The 21,098-nt window shown below is 31.3% G+C and carries 19 protein-coding genes and 2 pseudogenes; 3 read left to right on the forward strand and 18 right to left on the reverse strand.

Annotation, left to right across the window (positions count from 1 at the left end; all coding sequences use genetic code 11):
- Positions 1–111: 111 nt before the first annotated feature.
- The 3 genes from msaC to msaA all read right to left on the reverse strand — a co-directional run bounded on the left by msaC (position 112) and on the right by msaA (position 1,389).
- Entirely contained in the window at positions 112–513 is a 402-nt protein-coding gene (msaC, locus tag NSS86_RS05640; protein ID WP_000876201.1) for a sarA expression modulator MsaC, read from the reverse strand.
- 196 nt (positions 514–709) lie between these two features.
- Positions 710–910, reverse strand: a complete 201-nt coding sequence (gene cspA / locus NSS86_RS05645; protein WP_000809131.1) for a cold shock protein CspA — start codon at positions 908–910, stop codon at positions 710–712.
- A 170-nt stretch (positions 911–1,080) separates the two neighbouring features.
- Complete coding sequence (gene msaA, locus NSS86_RS05650) at positions 1,081–1,389, reverse strand: regulatory protein MsaA (protein ID WP_000269923.1); 309 nt, start codon at positions 1,387–1,389, stop codon at positions 1,081–1,083.
- Positions 1,390–1,551: 162 nt separating this feature from the next.
- On the opposite strand from msaA, the gene NSS86_RS05655 reads away from it, so the two are divergent.
- From NSS86_RS05655 to NSS86_RS05665, 3 genes are read left to right on the forward strand one after another with little or no spacing between them, the layout of a single operon-like run.
- Positions 1,552–1,821, forward strand: coding sequence for an acylphosphatase (locus tag NSS86_RS05655; protein ID WP_001215907.1), 270 nt, complete (start codon positions 1,552–1,554; stop codon positions 1,819–1,821).
- Between the two features lie 18 nt (positions 1,822–1,839).
- Positions 1,840–2,469, forward strand: a complete 630-nt coding sequence (locus NSS86_RS05660; protein ID WP_001788788.1) for a 5-bromo-4-chloroindolyl phosphate hydrolysis family protein — start codon at positions 1,840–1,842, stop codon at positions 2,467–2,469.
- Between the two features lie 31 nt (positions 2,470–2,500).
- Positions 2,501–3,637, forward strand: a complete 1,137-nt coding sequence (locus tag NSS86_RS05665; protein WP_000138413.1) for a toxic anion resistance protein — start codon at positions 2,501–2,503, stop codon at positions 3,635–3,637.
- 72 nt (positions 3,638–3,709) lie between these two features.
- Here the strand turns inward: NSS86_RS05665 and brnQ are convergent, their stop codons facing one another.
- The 15 genes and pseudogenes from brnQ to NSS86_RS05740 form a co-directional block, all read right to left on the reverse strand.
- Entirely contained in the window at positions 3,710–5,053 is a 1,344-nt protein-coding gene (brnQ, locus tag NSS86_RS05670; RefSeq protein WP_001039275.1) for a branched-chain amino acid transport system II carrier protein, read from the reverse strand.
- A gap of 224 nt (positions 5,054–5,277) precedes the next feature.
- Positions 5,278–7,164 (reverse strand): nitric oxide reductase activation protein NorD, encoded by a 1,887-nt coding sequence (locus NSS86_RS05675; protein ID WP_001283678.1) that lies wholly within the window; start codon positions 7,162–7,164, stop codon positions 5,278–5,280.
- 13 nt (positions 7,165–7,177) lie between these two features.
- The gene (locus NSS86_RS05680; protein WP_001185421.1) at positions 7,178–7,969 is read right to left on the reverse strand and encodes an AAA family ATPase; all 792 of its coding nucleotides are present in this window, start codon (positions 7,967–7,969) and stop codon (positions 7,178–7,180) included.
- A 180-nt stretch (positions 7,970–8,149) separates the two neighbouring features.
- Positions 8,150–8,353: a DUF6501 family protein gene (locus tag NSS86_RS05685; protein WP_000902175.1), complete on the reverse strand. Its 204-nt coding sequence runs from the start codon at positions 8,351–8,353 to the stop codon at positions 8,150–8,152.
- A gap of 28 nt (positions 8,354–8,381) precedes the next feature.
- Positions 8,382–9,191, reverse strand: a complete 810-nt coding sequence (locus NSS86_RS05690) for a hypothetical protein (protein WP_000334518.1) — start codon at positions 9,189–9,191, stop codon at positions 8,382–8,384.
- Between the two features lie 579 nt (positions 9,192–9,770).
- Positions 9,771–11,039 (reverse strand): dihydrolipoyllysine-residue succinyltransferase, encoded by a 1,269-nt coding sequence (sucB, locus tag NSS86_RS05695; RefSeq protein ID WP_001115439.1) that lies wholly within the window; start codon positions 11,037–11,039, stop codon positions 9,771–9,773.
- Between the two features lie 13 nt (positions 11,040–11,052).
- Positions 11,053–13,851, reverse strand: coding sequence for a 2-oxoglutarate dehydrogenase E1 component (locus NSS86_RS05700; RefSeq protein WP_000180673.1), 2,799 nt, complete (start codon positions 13,849–13,851; stop codon positions 11,053–11,055).
- Between the two features lie 283 nt (positions 13,852–14,134).
- Positions 14,135–15,490 (reverse strand): sensor histidine kinase ArlS, encoded by a 1,356-nt coding sequence (gene arlS, locus NSS86_RS05705; RefSeq protein ID WP_000166801.1) that lies wholly within the window; start codon positions 15,488–15,490, stop codon positions 14,135–14,137.
- Entirely contained in the window at positions 15,487–16,146 is a 660-nt protein-coding gene (gene arlR / locus NSS86_RS05710) for a response regulator transcription factor ArlR (RefSeq protein ID WP_000192137.1), read from the reverse strand. Before arlR ends, arlS begins: the two co-directional genes overlap by 4 nt.
- Positions 16,147–16,407: 261 nt before the next feature.
- Positions 16,408–16,540: pseudogene (locus NSS86_RS05715) on the reverse strand (hypothetical protein).
- Positions 16,541–16,616: 76 nt separating this feature from the next.
- A pseudogene (locus NSS86_RS05720) lies at positions 16,617–16,816 on the reverse strand (hypothetical protein).
- A gap of 116 nt (positions 16,817–16,932) precedes the next feature.
- The gene (locus tag NSS86_RS05725; RefSeq protein ID WP_000084769.1) at positions 16,933–17,547 is read right to left on the reverse strand and encodes a phosphatase PAP2 family protein; all 615 of its coding nucleotides are present in this window, start codon (positions 17,545–17,547) and stop codon (positions 16,933–16,935) included.
- Between the two features lie 16 nt (positions 17,548–17,563).
- Positions 17,564–18,634 (reverse strand): undecaprenyldiphospho-muramoylpentapeptide beta-N-acetylglucosaminyltransferase, encoded by a 1,071-nt coding sequence (locus tag NSS86_RS05730; RefSeq protein ID WP_000160906.1) that lies wholly within the window; start codon positions 18,632–18,634, stop codon positions 17,564–17,566.
- Between the two features lie 11 nt (positions 18,635–18,645).
- Positions 18,646–19,155: a GNAT family N-acetyltransferase gene (locus NSS86_RS05735; RefSeq protein WP_000620196.1), complete on the reverse strand. Its 510-nt coding sequence runs from the start codon at positions 19,153–19,155 to the stop codon at positions 18,646–18,648.
- A 399-nt stretch (positions 19,156–19,554) separates the two neighbouring features.
- Positions 19,555–21,045, reverse strand: coding sequence for a S41 family peptidase (locus tag NSS86_RS05740; protein WP_000342132.1), 1,491 nt, complete (start codon positions 21,043–21,045; stop codon positions 19,555–19,557).
- Between the last annotated feature and the right edge of the window lie 53 nt (positions 21,046–21,098).

Raw genomic sequence — 21,098 nt, forward strand, 5'->3', positions numbered from 1 at the left:
AGTTAGAAAGTATTTATTTCTTTTTGTCATTAATCCTTTATATTTAGTTAGCCCTATTCAACTAATTTAAAGCATCATATACATACCACACTTTAAACAAGCATCATGAAATTAGATTTTATGCTTTACTTGCTTTTTCAAATAATATAAAACGATAAGAATTAACAACAAATATAATGTATAAAACAGAATTTCATCAAATCCAAAATCTTTACTTGTAATTAATACATCAATATCTTCTAATTCCATCATCTCTGCTTTAATATAATTATTAAACTTTGGCAAAGTCATTAAATGTACATTGTAAATATAGTAATAAAAGTCGATAAATATGATGTTAAAAAATATGTATGTTTTATCAATATTAGTTTTGAAAAATAGTATCCCAGAAATCATTATCGGAATCACTAATACAATCATCATTGCTGCTAAAATATTAATATTTAATCCAATTGCAGATAATACACCGAAAACTAATAAATTAGCAACTAAACTAAGGATAAGATATTTCATAAAATCACCTCGTCGTTGTACACCATAATTATATTATATAAATATAATTTTCTATTGCAAACAATGTTGGTGATATAAAAAAAGAGTTCTCAATTTGGCTGAGAAACTCATCGCGTTAAGTATTTGTAATAAGCATATAAAAACACCTTACTTCTTGGTAAGGTGTTAGTTAAAATCAATGATTCAAATCTAAGAATTATAGTTTAACAACGTTTGCAGCTTGTGGACCGCGGTCGCCTTCAACTACTTCAAACTCAACAGCTTGACCTTCTTCTAATGATTTGTAACCATCTTGGTTAATTGCTGAAAAATGTACGAATACGTCATTTTCTCCTTCAACTTCGATAAAGCCGAATCCTTTTTCAGCGTTAAACCATTTAACTGTACCTTGTTTCATAATCTGAAACCTCCAAGACTAAAATTCATTCAATATGCTTATTCGCATATTACAAAAAATACATGCAAATTTCACTCAAATATTCTTTGCAATATGGAATAATCATCTGCTTAACTTGTATTATAGTGCAGTTATTACCAAATTGCAATACAATAATAAAAAATATTCATTTAATCAATTATTGGTAGTTTATAATATACTTCATTATTTTGTAAAACAATGAAACTATAAAATATTTGTAAATCCTCTTCACAATCTTCGCAATAGTTCATGTCACAATTATTATAAAATGCATAAATATTATATTTGCCTGTGACATAATTATCGAACTGAACTTTACATTGATTAATCAATTGTTGATAGTGCTTAAACATGTCATCAAAATCTTGATATTGATATTTTTCAACAATGTTTTCTGGCCAGTCACTGAATAACCACCATCCCTCATAATCGGCTCTAATTTTGGTAACTGTCCACATTATTAAAGACCCCTTCCATACTTCAAAAACTCTATACTTATTTTTATACCTTTATCCTCTGAAAATCAAGTTTGACGACTTGAAACAAACAAAGTAGTAACTATAGTAATTATTAGTTTTTTTAAGTAAAACTACGTATAATAACATTATGAGGTGGTAAAAATGAGACATATACATTTACAAGTATTCGGACGCGTTCAAGGCGTCGGATTTAGATATTTTACACAACGCATTGCAATGAACTATAACATTGTCGGTACTGTTCAAAATGTAGATGACTATGTAGAGATATATGCACAAGGGGATGACGCAGATATAGAGAGATTTATTCAAGGTGTAATTGAAGGTGCCTCACCAGCATCAAATGTAACAAGCCATCAACTTGAAGAGTTAGAACTAAATCAAAAATTATCGGATTTTCGATCAATATAAAATGCTAAATAAAGGAAGATGACAGTGAGATATAATATTTCTCATATATTTGGGGTGTTAGTGGGAATTCCTGTAGCGTTTTTAACAAGCATATTTGGGATGATTGCACTTGATGTATCTTTTTTAATTGATATGTCTATTGGTATTGTTGGCTTTTTAATGACATACCTACCGATACAAAAACTCACTTCACGCAAATATTTAAACGAAATTGGTTTGACTAGAAAAGACTATCGCTATATTCGAAATCAGTTAAATCATACACACCAAAAACTTAGAGGTATTTTAAAAACGTATGTCAATATAAGATCAATTAAAGATTTTAGGCAGATTAATGATATATACCAAATTTCACGTTCTATTTATACGACAGTTAGACAGAGACCTGCATCATTTTATAAAGTTGAAGGCTTTTTTTATTCTCATATTGATAATGCTTTAAATTTGGTTGATGCATATACACGTCTAGCAAAAATGCCCAAAAAATCAATTAATGAACAGCAAAAGTTAGAACAAACACGAATTACTTTGGATGAGGTCAAACGAACATTAATCGCTGATTTAAAGCGTCTCAACGAAGATGATTATGAACGTTTAGATATTGAAATGGAATTAAATAAGTTACATCAAAAACATCATCAAGATTGATGTAAAATAGCAACTATTGGAGAGATGATTGATGACTGAAAATAAAAGTTTCAAAGAAAGCCATCCACTAGATGATTTTATAAGCGATAAAGAATTATCGAATACTACTATTCAAAAAGAAAAGTTAACAATTGAACAACAAAAACAGGTAGACACAATCAGTAAACAAATTAACCCTTTAGACAATGAAGGTTTATTAGCGTTTGGTTCTGATTTACAGAAACAAATGTCTCAATTTTCACATCAAATGTTGGATGAAGTACAAAGTAAAGATGTTGGTCCTATTGGAGATACTTTGTCAGATCTAATGTCAAAACTAAAGTCAGTTAATCCAAATGAGTTAAATACTGATAAACCATCTATGTTAAAAAGAATTTTTAGCAGAGCAAAGTCGTCTATCAATGAAATCTTTTCAAGAATGCAATCAGTTAGTGCTCAAGTCGATCGCATAACGATTCAACTGCAGAAACATCAAACACATTTAACAAGAGATATTGAATTATTAGATACGCTATATGATAAAAACAAACAATACTTTGATGACTTATCATTGCATATCATTGCTGCACAGCAAAAAAAGTTGCAATTAGAAAATGAAAAGCTACCACAATTGCAACAGCAAGCGCAGCAATCCACTAATCAAATGGATATTCAACAAGTTGCAGATATGCAGCAATTTATAGATAGACTAGATAAACGCATATATGACTTACAGCTTTCAAGACAAATAGCTTTGCAAACTGCGCCACAAATTCGTATGATTCAAAATGTTAATCAAGCACTTGCCGAGAAGATACAAAGTTCAATTTTGACAAGTATTCCACTATGGAAAAATCAAATGGCCATTGCGCTTACATTAATGAGACAGCGTAATGCAGTTGCTGCACAACGAGCTGTCACTGATACAACTAATGATTTATTAACAGCAAATGCTGAAATGTTGAAACAAAATGCGATTGAAACTGCAACAGAAAATGAGCGTGGCATTGTTGATCTTGATACATTGAAACGTACACAGCGTAACATTATTGAGACAATTGAAGAAACATTAATTATTCAACAACACGGTCGCGAAGAACGACAATTAGCTGAAAAAGAATTACAACAATTAGAACAAGATTTAAAGTCACATTTAGTGAACATCAAAGGACCGAATAAACAATCATAAATTACGAATTAGATATAACAAAAAGGAAGCATCCTACGATTAAATTGGAGATGCTTCCTTTTATATTATTCGTTATTCCTGTTGATATTTAATTGGATCTTGTTTTACAAATATGCCGACTAGATAGCCTAATATCGTTGCAATAATTGCTACTGGGAACCACTCTAAAGAATACGCTCTTAGAGGCAATGATTCTATAAAGTTAATTTTCAGCCAACCTAACTTACTAATAACACTGAAAATCGACAATATAAATACGATAATAACTGGAATTTGTTGTGAAATGCGTTTTGTCGGTATGAATTTGGCAATTAAAATTAATAATACAACAGTTATTGCTACTGGGTATACAATGCTTAATACCGGAATTGACATTGAGATAACAGCATTTAAACCTTGGTTAGCAATAATAAAACTCATTAAAATGAAAACTAATACAAATGCTTTGTATGATACTTTAGGTACGATTCTATGGAAATATTCAGAAACTGCAACAATAAGCCCGCATGCTGTAGTTAGACATGCCAGCGCCACAATGATGCCCAATAAATATTTTCCGAATGAACCAAATCCTGTTGAAGCCATTGTCGTTAATAAATATGTCCCAATGTTTCGATCTTTGGATTTCAATTGATCTAACGTCATGTCACTTACTGGCATATGATTACCAATATAACCTAATGAAATATATATGAAAATTAAAGCTACGGCTGCAATTAAACCAGCAGTCAAAGTTTGTTTGAATATTTGATTTGTTTTAGTAATGCCTGTTAGTTTTACTGCATTAACAACAATCATTGAAAAAGCAATTGCTGCAATGGCATCCATTGTTAAATAGCCTTGTGTAAAGCCTTCAGCAAAACTTGAAAAATTAGAATGATATAGTGCTTCATTGCCCTTTCCAGCACTATTACCGCTAAAGTCTAAGTATCCTTTAATAATCATCGCTAAAATAGTAATCAATAATAATGGTGTTAATAATGAACCAATACGATCGATTAACTTAGATGGATTTAAACAAATATACAAAACGACTATGAAGTAGATAATCGTAAATATAAATAAAGCGATACTACTATTGCTATGTATAATTGGTGTAATTGTCATTTCAAAAGATGTAGATGCAGTTCTAGGTATTGCGAAAAGTGGTCCTATAGTCAAATAAATGATGATTAAGAACAATATTGAAAATTTAGGTGAAATTTTATTTAATGCGCCAATATATCCTTCTTTATCAAGTGCACCTACAATCACACCTAATAATGGTAAACCAATCCCAGTTAGAACAAACGCTAAAATGGCGGGCCAGAAAAATTGACCACTATCCAATCCGAGATTAGGAGGAAAAATTAGATTGCCTGCGCCAAAAAACATAGCGAAGAGCGTAAACCCAATGACCCATGTATTTTTATTCATAGAGTTACTCCTTTTTTTAAAACACGAAATAATTTACAAGTAAATATTTTAGCACAAAAAATAATAAAGAGTCTATATGAAATATGTTGTACATAGCAGAAACAAAACACATGTGTTGTTTAAATCAAATTATGCCAGAAAATAAAATTCTTCAAATTCACTTTTTAAATAGTAACTGATGACTTTTATTCACAATTTCATATAAACTCATATTTTAAACTTATTTATAAAGATTTAAGTAGTAATTTTTTTAATAATGGAGAGAGATGTCCAGGTAAATGCGCAACACCTTCAACGAAAATAGCATATTGACCATAAATATTATGAATTGTTTGTTCAACATCTTCAGTTATTGGATCTTGACTCAAAAATACATTAAATACTTCAATACCAAATTTACGTGACATTTCTACAGCTTCATACGTATCAATAATACCATCTTGACTATAATTAAATGCAGACGGTTCGCCGTCTGAAAATACGATTAAAAATCGTTGATGTTGATTTCGACGCATTAATCGTTCACTTGCAACTCTAATAGCAACACCATCACGATTATCATCTTGAGGTTCAAGTGCCATAATACGTGGGCCATCTTTTTCAAAGGTTGAGTAATCATAGTTAATAATTTCATTAATGATATTTGGTTGTGCATGATCGTCTGAATCAAAGGCATCCTCACTGAATGATAAAATTTCATGTTTAATGTTCAATGCTTTTAACGTCTCGTGGAATAACACTACACCTTTCTTCGTTTCAGCCATTTTATCATGCATACTTGCTGACGCATCAATTAACAATGTAAACGTCGCATCAAATGATTTACTTAAATCTTGTTTTTTGTAAAACAATTTATATTGATCGTCGATAAACCAATTAATTAAATCCTTTTGTAATCGCCCTTTTGTTAAATTAAAACGTGCATCTCGTTGTTCTCGTTCAATCGTTTTCTTTATAATTTGAATTAAGTCTTTGATTTCATATTGTACGTCTTGTTTCGATTCTTGATATTCTAAAACATATTGTGGCTCAATTTCAGGAATTTGCCATTTTATTTCTACATTTTTGTTCACACCATCAAGTTGAAATGCTTGGCTTTGACCAACAGCATCGCCTTCTTCACGATTTAGCGTATCGTTTGATCCTTTGCCCTTTTTGGTCATCATATCAGTCATATCATCTGTAGCATCGCCTTCACGTGCTTCATCATTACCTAATGTTTCACTATTTTGTCCTTCGTGAAGCTCCATTTCTAAATAGGCGCCACCTTTTGACTCACTATCTGCAGATTTAGAGTCAGCTTTTTCACTTTCGTTATCATCATCTTCTGAAGTATCATCTTGCCCATCGACTTGACTTGCATCAGTTCTCTTTAAATCATCAAACTCTGGACTAGCTAATGTATTATATAGTGTTTTAGGTAAGTAATAATATTCGTTTAGCATATCTTCTTTTAAAATATCATCTACTTGATACATAATTCTTTGAGCCAGATACATATTATCTTCAGAATTTTGATTTTGGAAAAAATTAGGTAAATATAAGAACATATTTACTAAAATATCATCTAAATCTGAATGTATAGATGGTATATCGAAGAAATCTTGACTTAAAAATGCATGTTCTAAATACAAAAATAATAAATCTGTATATTGTGTTTTAGTACGATACACTTTAATTTGAGATTCCGTATATGATACCCGTGTATCTAAGCGAAGATCAATTAATTTAGCAGTACTTGGGCGCTCAACTTTAATAGAATTTAATACGCGCATATCTTCTAATAATTTAAAAAGTTGTTGATAAAATTTAGGGTGTTTAAAAGTTTTATCTTGTACTACTTCATTTACAATTTGTACATCCATCATATGATAACCGTAAGCAGCTAACATAACATCTGTTTTTAAACCAGCCATTTCGATATGGCTTGGTCGATGTGACCAAAACCAACTCGTAATCAAAACATTTTGAACAGGATTATAGTAAGGGAATTTTTGGATTTTAACTTGTGTTTGTTCATTTTTTAATAAGAGTCGAGCTAAGTCTTGCAACATCATTACTTGCTTGGCATCTAACTGTTCGTCGTTAAATTTTATGAAACGATCACTCATGTTTTATCCCTCTTTAAAAGTTTAGTTCTACAGCATTATATATTGCTTGTTGTTCACGTTCATCTTCCAATTTATCAATAATTGTACGTTTAATTGCACGTTCAACTGGCATTACAGTGATTAAATCACACAAGTCTAATAATGCACGGATACTAGCGGCTTCTTCAGAAATTTGTCCCTGCTTAGACATAGTACGTAAATCTTCGTTAAACTTAATAATTTGTTCGATTTGTTTATCATCTTGTAATAAACTTTGCTCTTTAATCACATTTTTTAAAATGTCCCCGTCAATATAATCAACGTGAATAACAACAAAGCGATTTTTTAGTGCTTCATTCATTGGCAAAGTACCAACATAACCTTCATTTATCGCTGCTATAACGTTAAATCCTGGTACAGCTTTGATTACTTCACCAGTGTATGGATTCGTAATTTGACGACGATAATCTAATACACCATTTAATACAGGCAATGTTTCAGGTTTAGCCATATTTATTTCATCAATATATAAAATATGCCCCTCTTTCATAGCTTTAATAACTGGACCATCTACAAAGACAATTTCTTGTTGACCTTCCGCATTTGTTTTAATTGTTTTAAAGCCTAATAAGCTTTCTGTATCTAAATCAACAGAACAATTGACTTGATGCATGGGTGTATCAACAACTTCACTTAATGTTTCTGCCAACTTTGTTTTCCCTGAACCTGTTGGACCTTTAAGTAAAATATTTTTATTTAAATCAAATAATGCCTTCGCATCATTGAAAACTGTTGAATCTGAATTCTTATAATGTTTTAGTGCCATTTTAAAACGTTCTCCTTTAAATAAATTAAAAAACTAAGACATGGAATAAGTTCTTCAAATGCCTTAGTTTACTATTCTATTCTGATATAAAACGCAATACTTAGTATGCGAATTGTTTATATTTTACCAAATTTACTAATTGAAAATCTCATATTAGGCTTCATTTCAATAATTATGCGTTTAAACTTCTTTGAAATATGTTTTATAGTAACCGCCAACTAATCCAGAATTATCTATTATTTGATAATATTCTTCAGTTTCGTTGATAACATCATATTGTTTGCCAACCGTTAACATGTCAGAAACTGTAAATTTCTTTGCATCTGTATTAATGACTTCTACTTTCTTGATTGGTGTACGTTCTTTCCAAGTTTCATGTAACATAAATTTTGTCCTCACTATCGTAAAAAAATTATTTTTGTAAAGTGAATATAAACGATAATCCACTGTTTTCAGTAATTCTAATTGATTCAATATCATCTTGCTCAAGCGTTTGATATGGTATTTCCACTTCATCTAAGCGCGATTTCGCTTGATTAAAGAAATCTGCATCTTTCGTTTCAAACTCAACTTGATCGACTGCGCCATATTCCGGCATTGTCATTTCTGTTTCTACAGGCATTAAATGTATTTCGCCACCTAGACCACCCGTTCCAACTTTGAATACTTGGACATGATAGTCAGCATTGTCGAAGGGTTGGTATTCTGCAAATACTTCAAGTCCGAATATATTTGTTAAAATTTGACCTGTAATATCTACATGATTCACTTTAAGAATCACTGGTCCTAAACCTTGCACTTGATGTAACGGATTGACCGCACTCTCAAAAGAAGGCATACCTAAACCAACGCCATAATTATTCTCGTTTGAATATATTGAGAAAATATGACCATTGTTATCTTCGAGACTGAAATATTTATTGCCATTTAATTCTTTAACTGTTGTAAATGGAATATCCTTATTCGATAATATTTCCGCATACTCCTCTAAACCTGAGTCAGTTGGTGTACGTAATCCAATACCCACAAAGTGAGATTCTTCTAATTGCTCACTTGGAACTTGTATAAATTGAAGTCTTGTTCCTGGGCTTATATCTGCATCGCCGAAACGAATTGAGTTTTCAAGAAGTTCTTCATAATTTAATCCTAATATGTCAACCATGAAATGTTTTGTCTGTTCTATATTTGTTGTACCTAATGTTATACTTCTAAGTCCACACATTATAGCCACCTCTATCTTTATCTTTACTATTATATTATAACTTATTTTAATCATAAATTATAGAATATCGGTCAGTTGATTTTGATTATAGATTAATATGTGAAAAATGTATTTCTTTAAAAGAACTATTTCATTTAAATAGGTAACATAATATTGTTATGGTCGCTATTGAGTATGTCATTAATGAGTATCTGTATATAGCAATTGAATATTTCGTTTTATGTAGTACATAAAAAACATATACATGTCGTATCCATAAAGTGAATTTACATCTTGTTCAGATGATTTTAAATTAACTAAAGGCGCTTATAGAATTCATAAATTTCATCGCTTGTTATTATCTAAAATGATTTCATTAGCATATTGAAACACGCCATTCCACCTATATTTCTATTGTGAGTCTATTTCAATAAAAATGATATATTTTTTAAGTTGTCAAAATTAAACTCACATTTTAATACGAAGCATTATAAAAATAAAGTACAGCAGTAAGATATTTCGACTAGAAAATAATCTTACTGCTGTTTGTTATTGATTTGATTACGTTTTTAGGAATAGTAAACTATTTTGTGTTGTGGATTAAGATTCTAATAATAAGTCTTCTGGGTTTTCAATTAATTCTTTAATTGTTTTTAAGAATCCAACTGCTTCTTTACCGTCAATAATTCTATGATCATAGCTTAATGCAATATACATCATTGGACGATTTTCGATTGTATCTTGATCAATCGCAATTGGTCTTGTAATAATTGAATGCATGCCTAAGATTGCAGCTTGATTACCATTGATAATTGGCGTACTCATCATTGATCCAAAAATACCGCCATTTGTAATCGTAAATGAACCATTAACCATATCATCTAAGCCAAGTTTTTTCTCTCGTGCTTTAACTGCTAAATTAGCAATTTCTGCTTCGATTTCTGCAAAATTCTTTTTATCACAATCTCTTACAAATGGTACTAATAATCCATCATCTGTAGAAACAGCTACACCAATATCATAATATTGTTTCGTAATCATGTCGTCGCCATCGATTTCTGCATTAACTTCTGGATACTTTTTCAAAGCTGCTACAGAAGCTTTAGTAAAGAATGACATAAATCCTAATTTAGTACCATCATGATCTTTCATAAATTGTTCTTTCTTACGTTTACGCAATTCCATAACATTTGTCATGTCAACTTCGTTAAATGTTGTTAACATAGCTGTATTATTAGATACCTCTAATAATTTTTTGGCAGCTGTTTTCTTTCTGCGTGACATTTTTTCACGAATCACTGGTTTTGTAGGATATTGATTGTATTTTTTCTCTTCTTTTGCAGGTGCTTGTTGTGTTGTTTGTGTTGATGCCGGTGCCTGTTGTTTCTTATCAATATCTTCTTTACGAACCACATCATTTGTTTTCGGACTTACTTCAGCAAGATTCACACCATTTTCACGAGCATATCGACGCGCAGAAGGCGTAGCATTAATACGTTGCTGATTGTCATCATTTGCTTGATTGACTTCAGCTTTATCTACCGAATTATTTGTTGTTTCTTCTTTTTTATTATTTGTTTCTTCATTTTGTTGTGGAGTATTGTCGTTACTATTTTCTTTAGAAGCATTGCCACTACCTTCGCCGATGATAGCAATTGCTTGTCCAACTTCTACAGTGTCGCCTTCACTTGCAAGTTGTTCAGATAATACACCTGCTTCTTCAGATACAACTTCGACATTAACTTTATCAGTTTCTAATTCAAGAATAGCTTCACCTTTTTCTACGCTATCCCCTACGTTTTTCAACCATTCTGCAATGGTACCTTCTGTAATAGATTCTGCTAATTCTGGAACTTTAACCTCTGGCATGACTTATTTCCCCCTAGTTATTTTTTAATGCATTTTCTATAATTTTATTTTGAACAAGTTTATGAATTTCTCCATCGCCTTCAGCTGGAGCAGCCCTTTGAATTCTGCCATGATAACTTAAATCATATTTATCTGCAACTAGCACTTTAACATATGGATAGACATATAACCATGCACCTTGATTTTTAGGTTCTTCTTGTACCCATGACACTTCTTCAAGGTTTGGCAATTGTGCTAGTAATGCTTCAATCTCTTCCTCTGGGAATGGATACAATCTTTCAATCGCAACGAGTAACACGGATTCGTCTGGATTTTTAGCTAATGCTTCTTTTAAATCAATGAACATTTTACCAGTTGCTAAAATAACTTTTGTAACCTTATCCGCTTGATATGATTCTGTCAAAATTGGCTCAAATCCACCAGAAGTAAACTCATCAATTGGTTTGGCAACTGTTTTATTTCTCAATAAGCTTTTTGGTGACATAACAACCAATGGTCGCATTTGTTCAGAATCTAAACTAGCTGCTTGTGCACGCAATAAGTGGAAATAATTACTTGAACTAGATAAGTTGACAACTGTGCAATTATTTTCAGCAGCTAATTGTAAAAATCGCTCTAATCTTGCTGATGAATGTTCAGGTCCTTGACCCTCATATGCATGAGGTAAGAATAATGTTAATCCTGAACGTTCTCCCCATTTTGAGCGAGAACTGAATAAGAAGTTGTCAAAAATCATTTGTGACATATTTGCAAAATCACCATATTGCGCTTCCCAAATATTGAAGCTTTTTTTGTTTTCCACATTATAGCCGTATTCAAAACCAACTACTGCTGCTTCTGAAAGCGGAGAATTGTGTATATCAAATGTCGCTTTTTGATCAGGAACATGATGTAAAGGTGTATATGTTTCACCTGTTTGCTCATCATGTAACACGGCATGCCTATGACTGAATGTACCACGTTCACTATCTTGACCAGTTAAGCGAATCGGTGTACCATCTTGTAAAATTGTCGCAAATGCAAGTTGTTCTGCTTGTGCCCAATCAACTAAGCCATCTTCTTTATTAAACGGCTCATGACGCTTCTCAAGAACTTTGTTTAACTTTTTCAAAATGTTAAAGCCATCCGGATATGTTAACAATGCATCATTTATTTCTTTCAAATGATCAAACGTAAATGATTGTTCGTCTGCTTGTAACGGTAATGCAAGTTCTGCAGGTTTTTCCATATCTGGATTATCCATTTTATCAGCTTTATTAATTTTATCATGAGCTTGTCTTAGTTCCTTTTGGACTTGTTCTATAAATGAATGCATTTCATCTTCTGAAATGACACCTTCATTAACAAGCTTTTTACCAAACACATATTCAACAGAGTCATGTTTGCGAATATTCTGATAAGGAACTGGATTAGTAATTGATGGTTCATCCATTTCGTTATGTCCGAAACGACGATAACCTACTAAATCAATAACGACGTCTTTATGAAACTCTTTTCTAAATTCCATTGCAATATCAATTGCTTCAATAGTAGCTTCAACGTCATCAGCATTGACATGGAATATTGGCACATCATAACCTTTGGCCACATCTGTAGAATAAGTTGTTGAACGTGCATCAATTGGTTCTGTAGTAAATCCAATTCTATTGTTAGTAATAATATGCAATGAACCACCCGTAGAATAGCCTTTCAAGTTTCCTAAGTTCATTGTTTCGAAGTTAATTCCTTGACCAGGATAAGCAGCATCGCCATGTATAATAATTGGCATTGCTTTATGATGATCAGTCGTCGGAGCCCCAGCTCGTTGTGTATCATCTTGTGCTGCTCTCGTACGCCCCTCAACAACAGGTGCAACAATTTCCAAGTGACTTGGATTGTTAGCCAGTGCAATACGCTGCATTGTACCGTATGAATCAGTAGTTTTAATGCCACCAAGGTGATATTTCACATCACCAGTCCATCCAGCAGTTAACTGCAAGCTACCATCTTCAGGTAAGAATTTCATTGGATCTGTATGCATAAATTCTGAAATCATCATTTCGTACGGTTTTTCTAAGACATGCGTTAAAACGTTTAAACGTCCACGGTGAGCCATGCCTATTTGTATATTTTTAATACCTTCTTTCGCAGCAATCGTAATAGTACGTTGTAACATCGGTACAAGTGCGTCTACCCCTTCAATTGAAAAACGCTTTGCACCAACGAAGTTTTTATGAAGATATTTTTCAAACCCTTCAACATACGCTAATTGTTTGAATAGTGCCCTTTTTTCGTTATTATTTAACGTTACTTTATATGGCGTTTCAATTCTTCTTTTTAACCAACCACGTTCGGTATTGTTATTAATATGTGTATACTCAAATGCAATTGGTCCTTTGTAACGTTTTTCCATTCTTAAAATTGCTTCATAAGCATTATCATAAATGTCGGCAAAGTGATCTGAAACAATTCCTGCTGATATACCTTCCAAAGTCTGTTGATCTAAATCAAAGTCTTCAATCTCTAATTTAGGTACATGTTTCCTTTTTGGAGGATTTACAGGATAAATATCGGCTTTAAGATGCCCGTATTGGCGAATATTATCAATTAGACGCATGACACGCTTAATTGTGCCGTCGCTATTTTGACTACTTGTACTTTTTAAAGCTGGTACAATTGAGTCATCATTCTTAATTGTGCTGAATAAGACTTGTAAATCTTCTGGTACAGATGATGGATCTTGTAAAAAGTCATCATATAGATCTAACATTAGACCTAAATTCGCACCGAAGTTTACAGGAGCCTCTGAAACTTCTTTTCTTTCGTTAGTCATTTTACACCCTCCACAAAAATGTTGAAACGCTTACAATGTAATAATATCACTATTTAGTTATTTGTTAAAGTAGATTTACCTATTTATCTGCTAAAAAGAAGAATCAACAAAAGCGTTGATTCTTCTAGGTTTATAGATGTATTTTATTGTAAATTTTGGGAGTACAACAGAAATGATAAAGAACCACTGTTTATTTGTTTTATAGTTGTTCTTATACATTAGTCACAGCTAATGTGTACTTAAAAAATTGATCCTATGACTTTGATTGACGTCTCAGACATGATTAAAATATGATTTTAAACGTTGTTCCTTTATTAATTTCACTTTTAATTTTAATCGATCCTCCGTTTAATTGAATGATTTTTTGAGCAATAGATAATCCGAGTCCATTACCGCCTTGACTTCTTGAACGAGATTTATCCACTCGATAAAAGCGATCAAAAATGAAATCTTGATCTTCCTCTGGAATACCAATTCCATGATCTGTAATTTCAATTATTTTTTGCTTATTTTTTAACCTTGTCTTAACTTTAATTTTCTTATTCTTCACATCATATTTGATTGCATTATCAATAAAGATTAAAAATAATTGTTCGAATTGATGAGGTTTCATTTTAATTTCTAGATTTTTAGATGTCAGATCCGTATCAAATTGATAATCAGGATGCAATTGTTTTAATGAGTGTATTCGCGAGCGAATTTCATCATTAATATGCACGGTCTGCGCTTCAGAAGAAATGTCATTTACATCTCCTTTAGTCAATTCAAGTAATTCTTCGACTAATTTTATGATACGATTCATTTCTTCAATAGAAATATTTAACGATTCTTCTAATACTGCTGGGTCTTTTTTTCCCCATCGCTGAATCAAATTTAAATGACCTTGAATAATTTGTAATGGTGTTCGTAATTCATGTGACGCATCTTCAACAAATTGTCTTTGTTGATTAAATGATTCTTCAATTTGGCTCATCATCTCATTAAACGTATTTGCTAAATTATCTATTTCTTCATAATTTGTATTTAATTGCAATTTATTTTGAAAACCATCTCGTCGAATCTCAATCATTTTATTTGATAAACTGACAAGCGGTTTAGTAATTTGTGTTGAAAATACATAACTGATTGTGGCAGTTATAATTGTTGCAATCACTCCAAATGCCAGCGCAATGATATACAATGATTTTACGATGTTATCATAATTTTCTAGTGAATGAATTAACAAGCTATACCCTTTGAAATCTTGCGTTGTAATTGGTTCTTTAATAATTAAATATTCAATGCCTTTATAGCGTTTTTTTATTACGCGGTCAAAATAACGGTGTTCATAACCTGGTTCAACTCTCACTGTGTTATCATTCGATGTCTCAAATAATTTATTATTATGCTCATCATAAATAATTATCTCTTGAAAATTACCTAAAGATGCATTCAAGTCTAATGCAGATATATCTTTAACAGGCTTAGAATGAAATAAATTATTAATATCGCTTGAGCTTCGTTCTGCATCATCAAGCTCACTATTATGCAGTGTATCTTTCAAGAAAAAAATAATAATTAAACAAAACAAAAATATCGTGACAAACGTAATCATCGTGGTAACAATAATCCAGTTATTGCGCAATTTACGTTTTGTCATCGTATCACATACCCAACGCCACGAACTGTTTCAATCATTTTGTCACGATCGTATGGTTTTAACTTGTTTCGTAAATATCTTATATAAACATCTACGACATTTGTTTCTACTTCACTATTATAACCCCATACATGATTTAAAATTTGTTCCCGTTGCATAACATGGTTTTTATTTTCAGCTAGAAGATATAGTAAATCATACTCTGTTTTTGTTAATTCAATTTCTGCGCCATTTACCGTCACTTTAAAAGCGTTCTTATCAATTGTAATACCGTTGACATCGATAATATCCTTTTGTGGCTGACGACGTAAAATTGCACGAATTCTTGCTAAAAGTTCTTCAATATCAAACGGCTTAACTATATAATCGTCTGCACCGTAATCAAGCCCAGCAACTTTGTCATACGTATCACTTTTCGCTGTAATTATAATGATAGGTGTAGATTGTTGTTGTCTAATTTTGCGACAAATTTCTAAGCCATTAATTGACGGCAACATTAAATCTAATATGATTAAATCATAGTAATGGCTAAGCGCTTTATCTAAACCGTCTTGTCCATCATACTCTGTGTCCACATTGTAATTTTCATGTGTGAGTTCCAATTCAAGAAATCTTGCTAAGTTTTGTTCATCTTCTACTATTAAAATTTGCGTCATTTGTACACCTCATATTACGACTTTTTCTAATAAGGTAATATATTTTAAATTTTGTATTTTTCTATACAATAGTTGCTTTTTAAATTAGTTTGTTTACGTTTAAATTTTATCACAAATCAATAACCATGTTTTAAATTTTTCAAGCTACAATCATTAATTATTTATTAACTCAAATATTTAATAATCAGTTAATGGCATTCTGTTAATTCTGATTGCAGTACTTAAATATAGAATACTGTAACACAAGGCCTTACCGCAATATTAATTGTTGTCATATACTGACTTTTCACTATTGTAAAATGAATAGTTATTATCTTTATTTTCACAAAATGACCGTAGTTTAAACATTTTCACACATCATTTCAATGTGCGATTTTGAACTTGGAAGTAACATTTCATAATGTATAAATTCAAAAGGAGTATGTAAACAATATAATTTTTAAACCTCATAACTTTTAAATATTCTAATTCTAATGAGAAATACAAATTTTTTTATTTTCTAAAATAGCGTAATCATGCGTTTTATTTACTATTCTTAAAAAATATTCAAAAAAAGTTTTAGTTTCTAATTGACAATGATTCTCACTAATGTATAATAGTAGTTGAAAATGATTATCAATACCACATAGAACATCCCCCCACAACGTTTCGTTCTTGTTGGATTGGTCATTTTCAAATATTCCCCTTTTATATGCCCGTAAAAGACAATATACGTTATAACAACGTTTTATAAAAGCAGTAAACCCTTACGACACTTTAGGTTTACTGCTTTTGTTTTTTTACTATTTAATTTATTAATTTATTTCTAAGTAATAACGTTGATAAAATAATGCAAAATACGCCACCAATAATGCCGGCAATAATATCTGTTGGATAATGTACACCTAGATATACACGTGATATGGAAATCAATAAAATCATAGCTGCACATAACCCTATAAGAATACCTTTTGAATTACCTTGATTTAATCGATTTAATAGATAGATACCACTTCCAAAATATGCAGTTGATCCCATAGCATGACCGCTAGGAAAACTAAATCCTGTTATATCAATTAAACGCAGCAATGTAGGTCTTTCTCTATCGAATATATTTTTTAATGCTGGATTCAAAATTCCAGATAGTGCCATTGTTAATGCAAAAAATAATGCTTCAATTTTGTGGCGCTTTAACATGAGATATGCCACAAGAAGTAATGAAATACATAACATTGCCCAGACTTCACCTACTTTAGTAGCCCCAAGCATGATAGATGTCGTAATAAAGCTCTCTGATGAATATATAAATTCATAAACTTCATTATCAATCCATTTCCCTAGTCTTGATTCGTGGAAAAACGCGATAATTCCAAAAACCAATGCAAAAACGATGAGCAAAGAGATACGTTTCCATTGACTCATAAAGCATTACCCCCCATTAATTCAATGCGTCTTTAATCATCTTATCAAATAAAGCTTCTTTCGTATAACTTTGTTCATACGATTTCATATTATTGATAATTCGAGTTCTTTCCTGTTCCATTTCATTTAGTTCTTGTAATAAAATTTGTGCTGTTAATTGTTCTTCATCAATCGTTTTAGCATAACCTTTATCAGCAAAATGATTTGCATTGTCAATTTGGTCGCCTCGGGATTGATCTAAACCTAATGGTACTAATAACATTGGTATACGTAATGTTAAGAACTCATAAATCGCATTTGATCCAGCTCTACTTATTACTGTATCCGTAATTGCTAATAAATCTGTTAAATCCTCTTTAACAAATTCATATTGTATATATCCTGATTTTTTAACTTGAGCATCTTTTAATCCTTTACCAGTTAAATGTATCACTTGATATTGTTGTAATAATGCATCTAAGTTTTCGCGAATAATGCTATTTAATTTTTTACTTCCTAAGCTTCCACCCATAACAAGTAAAACTTTTTTATTTTCATTAAAGCCTGTTAATTGATAACCATTATGTGCATTACCATTTTTTAAATCTTCTCGAATTGTTGCTCCAATAAAATCAGCTTTCTCTTTAGGTAAGTAGTTTAGCGTTTCTTCAAATGTTGTATATATTTTCTTGGCAAATTTAAGTGCTATCTTATTCGCTAATCCTGGTGTTAAGTCAGATTCATGAATAATAGTTGGTATATTTAATGATTTGGCTGCAATAACAACAGGCACAGATACAAATCCACCTTTTGAAAATAATAGATCAGGTTTTTCTTTTTTCAAAACTTTACGAGCATCAAGAATACCTTTCAATACTTTAAATACGTCTTTGGCATTTTCTAAAGAAATATATCTTCTTAATTTACCACTCGAAATAGGATAATACTTAATTTCTGGTAGTTGTGATTCAATCATTTCTCTTTCAATACCATTTTTAGAACCAATATAAAGCGCTTCATAACCTTGTGATAATGCAGTTGGAATTAAACTTAAATTTACTGATACGTGTCCAACTGTTCCCCCTCCGGTAAATGCGATTTTCGTCATTAATATTACCTCTATTCTTTTAAATTTTTATAATATGCATAAAATGGTTCACCTTTATCATATGGCGGATATTCCATTAATTGTTCACCGACCTTATGAAATCCATATTTCGCAAATAAACCTTGTGCAGGTTTGTTTAACGCAAAGGTGTCCGTTAAAATAACTTCTGCACCACGTGCTTTAACTACATCAATAACATAATTGAATAATTCTGTAGCAGCTCCTTTATATTCTTTCGAACCAGTTAATCGATGAATAACAAAGGCGCCTTCTCTATTTACTGGCCAGTCAATGTCATCATACCATTCTGCTTGGTCTTGGTCGACAACAATAAAGCCATAAATTTTGTCATTTTCCTCTAATACGTACAAATAATCTTTAGCAATATCTTCTTCAAAATGTTCTAAAAGTGGGTACTGATCGTCCCATTGCTCGTTGTCGTGTTCTTTCATTAATTCTTTTGCTTCTTCTACTAGATTTAAGATTTGATCTAAATCTGACATTTTACCTAGACGGATCATGTACGTCACTCCTTATATCGTTATGTTAAACATGTTTTTCAGTACATGTTAATCTTACACACTATTAACATGCTTTAAACCTTTATTATGAATGAAAAATAGTAATTATCACACTATGGGATGAAAATAACCAATAAAAGTATCATATACCAATTAATCGATTGTTAAAACTAGTGAATAATACTATTTAAAAAGTATATGCTCATAGTATATTAAAGCATGAATTGTTAACAGCGATGATAGAAATTGCGTTATTTACATCATTTGTAAATGTCTAATTTATATCTTTTAGGGTTAGACGTCAATAAAAATAAACACGCCTCCTAAATTGCTATCTTTGCAAATTTAGGAAGCGTGTCATTAACATAATAATAATACAATTTTAGTAGTGTGTATCGCTTATTTTAAAATATTAATCAACTTATCGAGAACATCATCATGTTTATTAGCTTTTTCAACTAATAACTCAGTAAATTTATTATTCGTTTCTTTATTAAATTCACCAGTTACCTCGAGTTTATTCGCTTGTTGGAAAGCTTTAACTTGATTTTCTAAAGCTTGATCAAATTGCGTTGATTCATTATCAACTTTATAACCTAAAGCTGATAAACCAATTTTAATAGTTTTAATATTTTTATCATCGTCTCCAACTTTAAATGTTTTCGTATTAGGAATGACATTTAAAGATTGATATTTAGGTGTGTCAATAGTAACGTCTGGTTTAATGCCCTTACCGTGAATATAATGACCATCTGGCGTTAACCATTTCATTTCAGTATATTTTAACAATGAACCATCCTTAAACTCTCTTGTAGTTTGTACGACACCTTTGCCGAATGTTTTTGACCCATAAACTTTAGCTTTATTATAGTCCTTTAGCGCACCAGTAAACACTTCAGAAGCACTAGCTGAACCTTCATTCACTAAGATGGATATATCCATGTCTTTCGCTTCTTTTAACGAGTCATTAGAAGTTTGAATTGCTTCAGTATCTTTACCTTTTTCTAGTTTAACAACAGTTTTTCCTTTATCGATAAAAATATTTGCCATTTTAACAGCTTCATCTAGTAGTCCACCAGGATTATTTCTTAAATCTAAAACAATCTTTTTCAAACCATCTTTGTGAGCTTTAAGAACTGCATCTTTCAATTCACCTGATGTATCATTCTGGAATTTATTAATAGTAATAACTCCAACCTTACCTTTTTTCTTATACTCAACACTTTTAACATGAATTTTTTCACGTTTAATCTTAACGTCTTTTTCTTCACTGCCTCGTTGAACAGTTAAAGTTACTTCAGTGTTTTCTTTACCACGAACGTCTTTGACAACTTCGTCTAATGCTTTTCCTTTAATTGATTTTCCATTTACTTTAGTAATGACATCTTTAGGACGGATGCCAGCACGTTCTGCTGGAGAACCCTTCATAGGGCTAGTAACCATAATTTGATCATTTTTCTTTTGCATTTCTGCACCAATACCTACAAAATCACCTGAAACACCTTCATTAAAGGATTTCGTTTGTTCTTTTGTTAAATATTCAGAATAAGGATCTTTTAATTCTTTGACCATACCATCAATTGCAGCTTTACTTAACTTGTCAGAGTCCTGTTTTTTGTAATAATCACTATTTAAGATTTTATACACATTTTCAATTTTATTTAAGTTTGCTTGATCAGTTTTGTTTAAACCACTTATTTTTTGATTTATAAAAATATATGCAACAACTGTGATGACAGCTGTTATTAGGGTTGTGCCAATTAATATTGATATGAATTGCCAACGTTTTAAGTGAACGCGTTTCGATGAATTAGTTTCTTGGTCTTGATTGCTTGTTGCAATTTCAGCGCGTTCATCATCGGATGAAGATGTGTGTTGCTTATCATCCATTGTATCACTTCCTTATTATGTATTATGTACTTTTAAATTCTGTGTAGTTAATC

Origin of the sequence: Staphylococcus sp. FSL W8-0056, from assembly GCF_037963075.1 — a bacterium.
Taxonomy (GTDB): Bacteria; Bacillota; Bacilli; order Staphylococcales; family Staphylococcaceae; genus Staphylococcus; species Staphylococcus aureus.